The 12,664-nt window shown below is 68.9% G+C and carries 8 protein-coding genes; all 8 read right to left on the reverse strand.

What is annotated here, in order from left to right; genetic code table 11:
- Positions 1–39: 39 nt before the first annotated feature.
- The 8 genes from ACIQIB_RS01475 to rplA all read right to left on the reverse strand — a co-directional run bounded on the left by ACIQIB_RS01475 (position 40) and on the right by rplA (position 12,618).
- Positions 40–3,933 carry a DNA-directed RNA polymerase subunit beta' gene (locus ACIQIB_RS01475; RefSeq protein WP_363605846.1) on the reverse strand — a complete coding sequence of 1,298 codons (3,894 nt, stop codon included), beginning with the start codon at positions 3,931–3,933 and terminating at the stop codon, positions 40–42.
- Positions 3,934–4,034: 101 nt separating this feature from the next.
- Complete coding sequence (rpoB, locus tag ACIQIB_RS01480) at positions 4,035–7,511, reverse strand: DNA-directed RNA polymerase subunit beta (protein WP_363605848.1); 3,477 nt, start codon at positions 7,509–7,511, stop codon at positions 4,035–4,037.
- Between the two features lie 731 nt (positions 7,512–8,242).
- Complete coding sequence (gene rplL / locus ACIQIB_RS01485; RefSeq protein ID WP_363605850.1) at positions 8,243–8,623, reverse strand: 50S ribosomal protein L7/L12; 381 nt, start codon at positions 8,621–8,623, stop codon at positions 8,243–8,245.
- Positions 8,624–8,737: 114 nt separating this feature from the next.
- A complete protein-coding gene (gene rplJ / locus ACIQIB_RS01490; RefSeq protein WP_363605851.1) occupies positions 8,738–9,301 on the reverse strand; it encodes a 50S ribosomal protein L10 in 564 nt (187 codons plus the stop codon).
- Between the two features lie 363 nt (positions 9,302–9,664).
- Entirely contained in the window at positions 9,665–10,531 is an 867-nt protein-coding gene (locus ACIQIB_RS01495) for a hypothetical protein (protein ID WP_400654506.1), read from the reverse strand.
- 52 nt (positions 10,532–10,583) lie between these two features.
- Positions 10,584–10,796 carry a hypothetical protein gene (locus ACIQIB_RS01500; protein WP_363605855.1) on the reverse strand — a complete coding sequence of 71 codons (213 nt, stop codon included), beginning with the start codon at positions 10,794–10,796 and terminating at the stop codon, positions 10,584–10,586.
- 107 nt (positions 10,797–10,903) lie between these two features.
- On the reverse strand, positions 10,904–11,698 hold the full coding sequence (locus tag ACIQIB_RS01505; RefSeq protein ID WP_363605857.1) for a hypothetical protein: 795 nt from the start codon (positions 11,696–11,698) through the stop codon (positions 10,904–10,906).
- A gap of 197 nt (positions 11,699–11,895) precedes the next feature.
- Positions 11,896–12,618 carry a 50S ribosomal protein L1 gene (gene rplA, locus ACIQIB_RS01510; RefSeq protein ID WP_363605858.1) on the reverse strand — a complete coding sequence of 241 codons (723 nt, stop codon included), beginning with the start codon at positions 12,616–12,618 and terminating at the stop codon, positions 11,896–11,898.
- Between the last annotated feature and the right edge of the window lie 46 nt (positions 12,619–12,664).

Below are 12,664 nucleotides of genomic sequence, written 5' to 3' on the forward strand. Positions count from 1 at the left end.
CACCCCGAATCGGGGTGACCGCCCTGCGGTACGAGACCGTCAGCCCGTGTAGGGGCCGTAGTCGTAGTCGTCCAGCGGAACCGCCTGGCCGGAGCCGGCGCCGAAGGGCGACAGGTCGTAGTCGTCGTAGCCGACGGCCGAGTACATCGCGGCCTTGGCCTCTTCGGTCGGCTCGACCCGGATGTTGCGGTAGCGGGGCAGACCCGTACCGGCCGGGATGAGCTTACCGAGGATGACGTTCTCCTTGAGGCCCAGCAGCGGGTCCGACTTGGCGTGGATCGCCGCGTCGGTGAGGACCCGGGTCGTCTCCTGGAAGGAGGCGGCCGACAGCCAGGACTCGGTGGCCAGCGAGGCCTTGGTGATACCCATCAGCTGCGGACGGCCGGAGGCGGGGTGACCGCCCTCGGAGACCACCCGACGGTTCTCGGTCTCGAAGCGGCCGCGCTCGACGAGCTCGCCCGGGAGCAGCTCGGCGTCGCCCGACTCGATGATCGTCACACGGCGGAGCATCTGCCGGATGATGATCTCGATGTGCTTGTCGTGGATCGACACACCCTGCGAGTTGTAGACCTTCTGGACCTCGGCGACCAGGTGGATCTGGACGGCACGCTGGCCCATGATCCGCAGCACGTCGTGCGGGTTGGTGGCACCCATGGTCAGCTTCTGGCCGACCTCGACCGCCTCGCCCTCGCTGACGAGCAGCTTCACACGCTTGGAGACCGGGTAGGCGATCTCGTCGGTGCCGTCGTCCGGCGTGACGACCAGCTTGCGGGTCTTCTCGGTGTCCTCGATGCGGACCCGGCCCTGGGCCTCCGAGATCGGGGCCACACCCTTGGGGGTACGGGCCTCGAAGAGCTCGACGACACGGGGCAGACCCTGGGTGATGTCGTCACCGGCCACACCACCGGTGTGGAAGGTACGCATGGTCAGCTGGGTACCGGGCTCACCGATGGACTGGGCGGCGATGATGCCGACCGCCTCACCGATGTCGACCAGCTTGCCGGTGGCCAGCGAACGCCCGTAGCACATGGCGCAGGTGCCGACGGCCGACTCACAGGTCAGGATCGAGCGGGTCTTGACCTCGCCGATGCCGTGGCGGATCAGCTCGTCGATCAGCACGTCACCGAGGTCGGTGTTGGCGGTGGCAAGGAGCTTGCCGTCCACCGTGATGTCCTCGGCGAGCATGCGGGCGTAGACGCTGGTCTCGACGTCGTCGGCCTTGCGGAGCACACCGTCGACGCCCACGGAGCCGATCGCCAGCTTCAGGCCGCGCTCGGTGCCGCAGTCCTCCTCGCGAATGATGACGTCCTGGGAGACGTCGACCAGACGACGGGTGAGGTAACCGGAGTCGGCGGTACGCAGAGCGGTGTCGGCCAGACCCTTACGGGCACCGTGGGTGGAGATGAAGTACTCCAGCACGGACAGGCCCTCACGGAACGACGCCTTGATGGGACGGGCGATCGTCTCGTTCTTCGCGTTCGACACCAGACCACGCATACCGGCGATCTGACGCATCTGCATCATGTTTCCACGAGCACCCGAGTCGACCATCATGAAGATGGGGTTCGTCTTCGGGAAGTTCTCGTTCATGGCCTCGGCGACCTCGTTGGTCGCCCGGGTCCAGATGCCGATGAGCTCCTGCTTGCGCTCGTCGTTGGTGATCAGACCGCGCTCGTACTGCTTCTGGATCTTCTCGGCCTGCGCCTCGTAGCCCTCAAGGATCTGGCCCTTGCTCGGCGGGACGACGACGTCGGAGATCGAGACGGTGACACCGGAACGGGTCGACCAGTGGAAGCCGGCCGCCTTCAGGTTGTCCAGGGTCGCCGCGACGACGACCTTCGGGTAGCGCTCGGCCAGGTCGTTGACGATCGCGGAGAGCTGCTTCTTGCCCACCTCGTAGTCGACGAACGGGTAGTCCTCGGGCAGCAGCTCGTTGAAGAGCGCGCGGCCCAGGGTGGTGCTCAGGCGGAAGGACTCGCCCTCGAACCAGGACGACTGGCCGTCCTCGTCCACCGGCGGGGTCCAGCCGCGCGGCGGGACGGTGCCGATCGGCAGACGCAGCTCGATCGGGGCCTGGACGTCCAGCTCACGGGCGTCGAAGGCCATGATCGCCTCGGCGGTCGACGAGAAGGTGCGGCCGGCGCCCTTCACGTTCTCGCGGTCCGAGGTGAGGAAGAACAGACCGAGCACCATGTCCTGGGTCGGCATGGTGACGGGGCGACCGTCGGCCGGCTTCAGGATGTTGTTCGAGGACAGCATCAGGATGCGGGCCTCGGCCTGCGCCTCCGCGGAGAGCGGCAGGTGGACGGCCATCTGGTCGCCGTCGAAGTCCGCGTTGAACGCGGTGCAGACGAGCGGGTGGATCTGGATGGCCTTGCCCTCGACCAGCTGCGGCTCGAAGGCCTGGATGCCGAGGCGGTGCAGGGTGGGCGCACGGTTCAGCAGAACCGGGTGCTCGGCGATGACCTCTTCGAGGACGTCCCACACGACCGGGCGGGCGCGCTCGACCATGCGCTTGGCCGACTTGATGTTCTGCGCGTGGTTCAGGTCGACCAGGCGCTTCATCACGAACGGCTTGAAGAGCTCCAGCGCCATGGCCTTGGGCAGACCGCACTGGTGCAGCTTGAGCTGCGGGCCGACGACGATGACCGAACGGGCCGAGTAGTCGACTCGCTTGCCGAGCAGGTTCTGACGGAAACGACCCTGCTTGCCCTTCAGCATGTCGCTGAGGGACTTCAGCGGGCGGTTGCCCGGGCCGGTGACCGGACGGCCGCGGCGGCCGTTGTCGAACAGCGCGTCGACGGCCTCCTGGAGCATGCGCTTCTCGTTGTTCACGATGATCTCGGGGGCACCGAGGTCGAGCAGGCGCTTCAGGCGGTTGTTGCGGTTGATGACGCGGCGGTACAGGTCGTTCAGGTCGGAGGTCGCGAAGCGGCCACCGTCCAGCTGCACCATCGGACGCAGGTCCGGCGGGATGACCGGGACGCAGTCCAGCACCATGCCGTTGGGCTTGTTGGTGGTCTGCAGGAACGCGGAGACGACCTTGAGGCGCTTCAGCGCACGGGTCTTCTTCTGGCCCTTGCCGGTGCGGATGATCTCGCGCAGACGCTCGGACTCCTCCGCCAGGTCGAAGGTCTCGAGGCGGTCCTTGAGGGCCGCCGCGCCCATCGAGCCGGAGAAGTAGGTGCCGAAGCGGTCGCGCAGCTCGCGGTAGAGCAGCTCGTCGCCCTCGAGGTCCTGGACCTTGAGGTTCTTGAAGCGGGCCCACACCTCGTCGAGGCGGTCGAGCTCGCGCTGCGCGCGGTCGCGCAGCTGCTTCATCTCGCGCTCGGCGCCCTCGCGCACCTTGCGGCGCACGTCGGCCTTGGCGCCCTCGGCCTCCAGCTCGGCCAGGTCGGTCTCGGCCTTCTTGGCACGGGCCTCGAGGTCGGAGTCGCGGCGGTTCTCGATCTGCTGACGCTCGACCGAGACGTGCGCCTCCAGGGACGGGAGGTCGCGCTGACGGCGCTCGTCGTCCACCCAGGTGATCATGTAGGCGGCGAAGTAGATGACCTTCTCGAGGTCCTTCGGCGCCAGGTCGAGCAGGTAGCCCAGACGCGACGGGACACCCTTGAAGTACCAGATGTGGGTGACCGGAGCGGCCAGCTCGATGTGGCCCATCCGCTCACGGCGCACCTTGGCGCGGGTCACCTCGACGCCGCAGCGCTCACAGATGATGCCCTTGAAGCGGACGCGCTTGTACTTACCGCAGTAGCACTCCCAGTCCCGGGTCGGGCCGAAGATCTTCTCGCAGAAGAGGCCGTCCTTTTCGGGCTTCAGGGTGCGGTAGTTGATGGTCTCCGGCTTCTTGACCTCGCCGTGCGACCACTGGCGGATGTCGTCGGCGGTGGCCAGGCCGATGCGGAGCTCGTCGAAGAAGTTGACGTCAAGCACTGGTCGTCAAGCCCTCTTTCGTAAGTCGAGAGTCGTTCATGTGGTCTGAGGGGGGCCTGGGGGCGGGCCGGCTGCTCAGCGGGCAGCCGGCCCAACCTCCGTCAGACCTCTTCGACGCTGCTGGGCTCGCGCCGGGACAGGTCGATGCCGAGCTCCTCGGCGGCGCGGAACACGTCCTCGTCGGAGTCCCGCATCTCGATGGACTGGCCGTCCGAGGACAGCACCTCCACGTTGAGGCAGAGCGACTGCATTTCCTTGATGAGCACCTTGAAGGACTCGGGAATGCCGGGCTCGGGGATGTTCTCGCCCTTGACGATGGCCTCGTAGACCTTCACGCGGCCGAGAACGTCGTCGGACTTGATGGTGAGCAGTTCCTGCAGCGCGTAGGCCGCGCCGTACGCCTCAAGGGCCCACACCTCCATCTCACCGAAGCGCTGACCACCGAACTGCGCCTTACCACCGAGCGGCTGCTGGGTGATCATCGAGTACGGACCGGTCGAACGGGCGTGCAGCTTGTCGTCGACCAGGTGGTGCAGCTTGAGGATGTACATGTAGCCGACCGAGACCGGCATCGGGAACGGCTCGCCGGAGCGGCCGTCGAACAGCCGGGCCTTACCGGTGGAGTTCACCAGGCGCTCACCGTCACGGGTGAGGGTGGTGTTGTCCAGCAGGCCGGTGATCTCGTCCTCGCGGGCGCCGTCGAAGACCGGGGTGGCGAGGTTGGTGCCACCCTCGACGGTGTCGGCGCCGATCGCCTGCAGGCGCTGGGCCCACTCGTCGGCGAGGCCGGAGACGTCCCAGCCCTGCTTGGCGAGCCACCCGAGGTGGATCTCCAGGACCTGTCCCGGGTTCATTCGGGACGGGACACCCAGCGGGTTCAGGATGATGTCGACCGGGGTGCCGTCCTCCAGGAACGGCATGTCCTCGACCGGCAGGATCTTGGAGATGACGCCCTTGTTGCCGTGACGGCCGGCGAGCTTGTCACCGTTGGTGATCTTGCGCTTCTGGGCCACGTAGACGCGGACCAGCTGGTTCACGCCCGGGGGCAGCTCGTCGCCCTCTTCGCGGTCGAAGACGCGGACGCCGATGACCTTGCCGGACTCACCGTGCGGCACCTTGAGCGAGGTGTCGCGGACCTCACGGGCCTTCTCACCGAAGATCGCGCGCAGCAGGCGCTCCTCCGGGGTCAGCTCGGTCTCACCCTTCGGGGTGACCTTGCCGACCAGGATGTCGCCGGTGACGACATCGGCGCCGATGCGGATGATGCCGCGCTCGTCGAGGTCGGCGAGGACCTCCTCGGAGACGTTCGGGATGTCCCGGGTGATCTCCTCGGGGCCCAGCTTGGTGTCACGGGCGTCGACCTCGTGCTCCTCGATGTGGATCGAGGAGAGGACGTCGTCCTGCACGAGGCGCTGCGACAGGATGATCGCGTCCTCGTAGTTGTGACCCTCCCAGGACATGAACGCCACGAGCAGGTTCTTGCCGAGGGCCATCTCGCCCTCGTCGGTGCAGGGACCGTCCGCGAGCACCTGGCCGGACTCGACCCGGGCGCCCTCGTCCACGAGCACCTTCTGGTTGAAGGCGGTGCCCTGGTTGGAGCGGGTGAACTTGGCGGCGCGGTACGTGGTGTACGTGCCGTCGTCGTTGGCCACGGTGACGTAGTCGGCCGAGACCTCCTGGACGACACCCGCCTTCTCGGCCGTGATGACATCGGCGGCGTCGACCGCGCAGCGGTACTCCATGCCGGTGCCGACCAGCGGGGCCTCGCTCTTCAGCAGCGGCACCGCCTGGCGCATCATGTTCGAGCCCATGAGCGCGCGGTTGGCGTCGTCGTGCTCGAGGAACGGGATCATGGCGGTCGCGACCGACACCATCTGGCGCGGCGAGACGTCCATGTAGTCGATCTCGCTGCCCGGGATGTAGTCGATCTCGCCGCCACGGCGGCGGACCAGGACACGCGGCTCGGCGAAGTGCAGGTCCGCGGTCAGCGGGGCGTTCGCCTGGGCGATGACGTAGCGGTCCTCCTCGTCGGCGGTGAGGTAGTCCACCTGCTCGGTGACCACACCGTCGACGACCTTGCGGTACGGGGTCTCGATGAAGCCGAAGGCGTTGACCCGGCCGTACGAGGCCAGCGACCCGATCAGACCGATGTTCGGGCCTTCGGGGGTCTCGATCGGACACATGCGGCCGTAGTGCGAGGGGTGCACGTCACGGACCTCGAAGCCGGCGCGCTCACGGGAGAGACCGCCGGGGCCGAGGGCGGACAGACGGCGCTTGTGGGTCAGGCCCGACAGCGGGTTCGTCTGGTCCATGAACTGCGACAGCTGGCTGGTGCCGAAGAACTCCTTGATGGAGGCGACGACCGGCCGGATGTTGATCAGGGTCTGCGGCGTGATCGCCTCGACGTCCTGGGTGGTCATGCGCTCGCGCACGACGCGCTCCATACGGGCGAGACCCGTACGGACCTGGTTCTGGATGAGCTCGCCGACGTTGCGCAGGCGGCGGTTGCCGAAGTGGTCGATGTCGTCGACCTCGACCACGATGTCGCGGCCGGCGTCGTCACGCCACTCGGTCTCGCCCGCGTGCAGCTTCACCAGGTACTTGATCGCACCGATGATGTCGGGCTCGGTGAGCACGCCGGAGTCCAGCGACTCGGCGTTGCCCAGCTTGCGGTTGACCTTGTAGCGGCCGACCTTCGCGAGGTCGTAGCGCTTCGGGTTGAAGTAGAGGTTCTCGAGCAGCGTCTGCGCGGCCTCACGCGTGGGCGGCTCGCCCGGACGCAGCTTGCGGTAGATGTCCAGCAGCGCGTCGTCCTGGCCCTGGGTGTGGTCCTTCTCCAGGGTGGCGCGCATCGACTCGTACTCGCCGAACTCCTCGAGAATCATCTCGTTGGTCCAGCCGAGAGCCTTGAGCAGCACCGTGACGGACTGCTTGCGCTTGCGGTCGATGCGGACACCGACCATGTCACGCTTGTCGATCTCCATCTCGAGCCAGGCACCACGCGAGGGGATGACCTTGCAGGAGTAGATGTCCTTGTCGGACACCTTGTCCAGGGTGGAGTCGAAGTAGACACCGGGGGAACGGACGAGCTGGGAGACGACGACACGCTCGGTGCCGTTGATCACGAACGTGCCCTTGTGGGTCATGAGCGGGAAGTCGCCCATGAAGACCGTCTGAGACTTGATCTCACCGGTCTCGTTGTTCGTGAACTCGGCCGTGACGAAGAGCGGGGCGGCGAACGTGAAGTCGCGGTCCTTGCACTCGTCAATCGAGTTCTTCGGCGGCTCGAAACGGTGGTCGCGGAAGGTCAGCGACATCGACCCACTGAAGTCCTCGATCGGGGAGATCTCTTCGAAGATCTCCTCCAGACCGGACTTCGTGGGGACGTCCTGACCACTCTCCAGGGCCGCCTCGACCCGGGACTTCCAGGCCGCGTTGCCGAGCAGCCAGTCAAAGCTCTCGGTCTGCAGGGCCAGGAGGTTCGGGACCTCAAGGGGCTCCTTGATCTTCGCGAACGAGACGCGGAGCGGGGCGGTGGATGCGGCGGAATTGTTCGAGGCGTTGCGCGGCGCGGCCAAGAGGGGGGTCCTTCCGAGGGCTCGGAGCTCACTGCGCGCGTACCAGCCGGGCCTGGACGGGTTTGGTGCCGCCTTCCGCCACTGGCCTCCGCCGGGATCGAAATCCCAGGTCAGAGCCGTTTTGCGAAGGCAGTGCCAGACCCCTTCAGGGCAACGCCGACTCCGGGCGACGAGTCACGGAGCAGCTAACAGGCAGCGCAAAGGGACAGTGTAGCCAAACGGCACACTGCTGTCCAGCTCTGATTCGGAGACCGAATCGGAGACTCCTCCCGGTAGCCGGCGGACGCGTACGTCCACCGGGTACTGCACTGGCCCGGACACCGCCGGGCCCCATAACTCACGTGGAGTCACTTCCCGCTGAAGCCGCTGGTTATGCATCCAGCGGCGAACCAACCGGGCGGACTCGCGCCTTGAGAATCGCGCGCCGCGCCTGGTTCGTCAAGGGCCGGCCTCCGGCGCGGACCTCGACCCGTCCATCGGCCGGAAGCCCCCTGGCGTTACAGAAGCCGTGGTGGGGGCCACAGACGATGACAGCGATCACCATACCCGCCCGCACCGACAGTGCCGAGTGGGCTCTCGGCCACACTGGCGGCGGGCCTCCTGGGGGCCCGCTGGGGCCGGGTACGCGAAAAGGCCGGGCCGACCACCCGCAAGGGTGATCGGCCCGGCCTCGGGCCCCCTCAGAGGGGGCTCGGGGGTACTGCCTCCCGGCCGTCAGGGCCGGGAACAAGTCACTTGACGGTGACCTTGGCGCCGGCGGCCTCGAGGGCAGCCTTGGCCTTCTCGGCAACGTCCTTGGCAACCTTCTCCAGGACCTTGGCACCAGCGGTGTCAACGAGGTCCTTGGCCTCCTTCAGGCCGAGGGAGGTCAGGGTGCGCACCTCCTTGATGACCTGGATCTTCTTGTCGCCGGCACCCTCGAGGATGACGTCGAACTCGTCCTGCTCCTCAGCGGCCTCGACCGGGGCGCCCGGGGCAGCGATGCCCACGGCGACCGGGGCGGCAGCGGTGACGTCGAACTTCTCCTCGAAGGCCTTCACGAAGGCGGCGAGCTCGATGAGGGTGAGCTCCTCGAACTGCGCGAGCAGCTCGTCCTGGGACAGCTTCGCCATGATTGGCGTCCTTCCACTAAATCGGCAGGTGGTGCCGTATGTACGGGTTGGGCGGGCACGGGCCCGCAGCGAGGCGGTCAGCCTGCGGCCACGTCCTGGAGGGACATGGTGGTACTACTCCGCGGCCTCGTCCTCGGCGGCGGGAGCCGGCGTACCGGCACCGCCCTGCTCGACCTTGTCGCGAAGCGCGTCCACAGTGCGGACGAGCTTCGAGGGCAGGGCCTGGAAGAGCGCGGCAGCCTGCGACTGCTTGCCCTTCATGGCGCCGGCCAGCTTGGCGAGCAGCACCTCGCGGGACTCGAGGTCCGCGAGCTTCTTGATCTCATCGGCGGTCAGCGCCTTGCCGTCAAGGACACCGCCCTTGATGATGAGAGCGGGGTTCTCCTTGGCGAAGTCACGCAGAGCCTTCGCCGACTCCACCGGGTCACCGGTGACGAAGGCAACAGCCGTCGGACCCGCGAACAGGTCGTCCAGCTCCGTGATCCCGGCCTCGTTGGCAGCGATCTTGGTCAGCGTGTTCTTCACCACGGCGTACTGGGCGTTGTCACCCAGCGAGCGACGCAGGGTCTTAACCTGCTTCACCGTCAGACCGCGGTACTCGGTCAGCACGGCCGCGTTCGAGGCACGGAACTTGTCCGTGATCTCGGCGACGGCGGCAGCCTTGTCGGGCCTTGCCATAGGCTTACGCCTCCTTCCGTGATGTCGAAGTCGGGCCGACCGCGAAAGTCGACCATCTGTGCCTCGGACCGACCGGTCGTACGGAAGGAAAGCTCCTGCGGAAAAGCAGATGAGCCCCGGTGCGCAGGCGCACGGGGCTCAGTTCGACCTCGACAGGTGCACGCGAGACGCGCGAACCCGGAAGTCCAAGCTCCAAACACTCCTGCGCGGGCTGCCTGCGACAAGTCGCAGATCCTTCGGTCCCGTACTCCTCGCGGAGGCACGGCGACAACCAGCGGTCTTTGGCTCCGGTAACAGTAGCCGGACTCCGCCGTCCGGGGCAAATCGGCGCAGGTCGGCCCCTCGGAACGGCCGGCGGCGCGGTCAGCGGGCCAGTGAGGAGACGGTGCGGGTGCCGACGTCCTTGGTGTCCGCCTCGGCGGGGGCCTGCACCGAGAGGGGGCCGGCGAAGTCGGTGTAGAGCACCGAGTCGTCCGCCCGGCCGCTGTCCCCGGTCCCCGTGCGCTCCAGCTTGACCAGCTGGTCCTTGTCGTTCAGCCAGAGGTCCAGGGTCAGCGAGACCGAGCCGCCGGGGGCCAGCGCGGCCCGCAGCCCGTCCCGGCGGGCCTGGCTCAGCTGGGTCTGGGCGGCCGCGTACCGCTCGGCGCTGGTGGTGACCCGGTAGTGCTCCACCGTCGAGTCGTCGAACTTCTCCTCGCCGACGTACTGCGGGTCCGTCCCCTCGGCGGTGGCGGCGGCCAGCGCCTCGACCGGGTTGAGCAGGTCGATCAGCCCCGCGTACGGGATCTCCCGGTGGCCGTCCTGGCCCGGCTCGCCGGAGAACCGCTCCCAGTGCTTCCCGCCCAGCCGGGCCGCGGTGGCGGTGTCGCCGCCCTGGTAGGCCACGGTGTCCACGACGATCAGCTGCTCGGCGTCGGCCGGGGTGGAACGTTTGACCTGGAGGGCGGTCTTCGGCTGCCAGAACAACGGTCCGGAGCCGGCGTCCGCCCCCAGCCGGTAGCTGACCTTGGCCCGGCGGGCGGTCTGCATCGCGAGCTGGGCCGAGAGCAGGACACCGTGCGGCGACCGGTCGGTCGGCTTGGCCGGGCCGGTCGGGGAGGCGCTGGTCGCGGTCGGGGTCGGGGTGCCGGACGGCTCCGGCGAGAGGCCGGAGGCCTGGCCGCACGCCGTCAGACCGCTCGCCAGCAGCACGGCGGCCACCGTGGCCGCCAGTCGCCGCCGCACCACCATTGCCCGACTCCCCTTTCGACCGGCCACCCGTCCCGGCGGCTCCGCTCCCCGCTCACCATGCCACCCGCTCCGCGACCTGCCGCCGCCACCCCCCTCGTACGCGAGCCGGGCGGGCTCGGCCGAAGAGCGCGAGCAGGTCCTTCTCGCCGCCGAGGTCGCCGTCCGTGCCGACCACCCGGATCCCGATCGCCCCGGCCTCCCCCTCGCCCGTCACGTCGGCCGCGGTGACGGCGACGGCGACGGAAGCGAGGCGCGGAGCGCGCATGGGGGGTCCCCCGTGTGATCGAACTCCAAGCTGATTCTCAGCTCATGTGCAGCGGACTCTAACGGATCGCCAGGTCCGCCCGGCCACAACGCGCGGCCCCCGGCGGCTCAGTCCGTCGCGGCCGGTGGCTCCGTACCCGCCCCGGGCTCGGAGACGTCCGTCGTGGTGACCACGGTCGCGCCGGTCCCCTGGGCGGTGGCGCGCAGCCGCAGCAGGCGGTCCCCCGGCGCGACCCAGAAGTCGTAGCCGATCGCCGTGACCCCGCGCTCCCGGTAGTAGGCCAGCACCGCGGCGAGCCGGTCGGCGGTGAGCCCCTGGTCGGCGCCGAAGAAGTCGGTCACCGGAGCGGTGGCCCGGTAGTGCGCCACCGTGCCGCCGGCCAGTTCCTCGCCACCGAGCGAGGTGAACCTGCCGGTCAGCGCCATCGTGTACGCCCGGCCGCCCGGGTTGGCGACCAGCCCGGTCATCCAGCCGCCCGCGTAGCCGCCCGGGCCGGCGCCGGCCGCCGCGCGCGGGTCGAGCGACTCGGCGTCGGCCCGGTCCGCGTGCCTGGCCGGCCCGCCCTGGTACGCGAGGTCGAGCGCGCCGTTCCGGGCGGTCAGCAGGCCGGCGCCCAGCTCGTCGGTGACGGTCAGATCGGCCGTGTCGCGGGCGCCCCAGACCAGCGTGCCGCTCGCGGTGCGCCGCCCGGCCGGGCCCTCCTCGACCACGTCGACCCGCGCGCCGCCGGCGTCGTCCAGCGTCCGGACGGCCGAGAGCAGGACCTGCTTGGGCGGCCGGACGGTGCCCCGCTCGCCGTCGGGGGTGCGGTTCCCCGGCACTCCCATCCCGCTGCACGCCGCCGTGGCGCCGAGCAGCAACAGGGCCGCCACGAGGGCGGCGGGTCGAAGGGCTGGCGGCACGGCAACACTCCGGCGGTCGGCTGATCGATCACATGCGCGGACCGGCCGAGCGTACGACGGACCGCGCACCGGTCGCGCCCCGCCCCGGTCCCGGTCCGGGAACGACGACGGGCCCGCACCCCCGGTGAAAGGGGTACGGGCCCGTCGTACGGACTACTGCTGCGCCCAGGACGCGGCTACCGGTCGGAGCGGGAGGCTCAGAGGGCGGCCGGGTCCTCCTCGACCAGGAGGTTGCGGGTGCGGTTCGGGTCCACCTGGATGCCGGGGCCGATCGTGGTGGAGACCGCGGTCTTCTTGATGTAGCGGCCCTTGGCGGCGGACGGCTTGGCGCGGAGCACCTCGTCCAGCGCGGCGGCGTAGTTCTCAACCAGCTGCTCGTCGGTGAAGGAGACCTTACCGATGATGAAGTGCAGGTTCGAGTGCTTGTCGACGCGGAACTCGATCTTGCCGCCCTTGATCTCGTTCACGGCCTTGGCCACGTCCGGGGTCACGGTGCCGGTCTTCGGGTTCGGCATCAGGCCACGGGGACCGAGCACGCGGCCGAGGCGGCCGACCTTGCCCATGAGGTCCGGGGTGGCGACGACGGCGTCGAAGTCGAGGCGGCCCTTGGCGACCTCGTCGATGAGCTCGTCGGAGCCGACGATGTCGGCGCCCGCAGCACGCGCGGCCTCGGCACGCTCGCCGGTCGCGAAGACCAGGACCCGAGCGGTCTTACCGGTGCCGTGCGGGAGGATCACGGTGCTGCGGACCATCTGGTCGGCCTTGCGCGGGTCGACGCCCAGACGCATGGCGACCTCGACGGTGCCGTCGAACTTGGTGGTGCTGGTCGCCTTGGCGAGGCGGATGGCCTCGAGGGGGGCGTAAAGGCGCTCGCGGTCGACCTGAGCGTCCGCGGCCTTCAGAGCCTTGCTGCGCTTCACTGCTGCTCCTGAATGATGAATGGAGTTGTGGTATCAACGGGCCGCG

The sequence above is a fragment of the Kitasatospora sp. NPDC092286 genome, from assembly GCF_044755565.1.
GTDB lineage: Bacteria > Actinomycetota > Actinomycetes > Streptomycetales > Streptomycetaceae > Kitasatospora.

What these genes read in the sequence shown, in the direction of transcription:
- rplL (WP_363605850.1), bottom strand. Translation starts at nt 8,623, where the DNA reads ATGGCGAAGCTGTCCCAGGACGAGCTGCTCGCGCAGTTCGAGGAGCTC.
- rplJ (WP_363605851.1), bottom strand. Translation starts at nt 9,301, where the DNA reads ATGGCAAGGCCCGACAAGGCTGCCGCCGTCGCCGAGATCACGGACAAG.
- ACIQIB_RS01495 (WP_400654506.1), bottom strand. Translation starts at nt 10,531, where the DNA reads ATGGTGGTGCGGCGGCGACTGGCGGCCACGGTGGCCGCCGTGCTGCTG.
- ACIQIB_RS01500 (WP_363605855.1), bottom strand. Translation starts at nt 10,796, where the DNA reads ATGCGCGCTCCGCGCCTCGCTTCCGTCGCCGTCGCCGTCACCGCGGCC.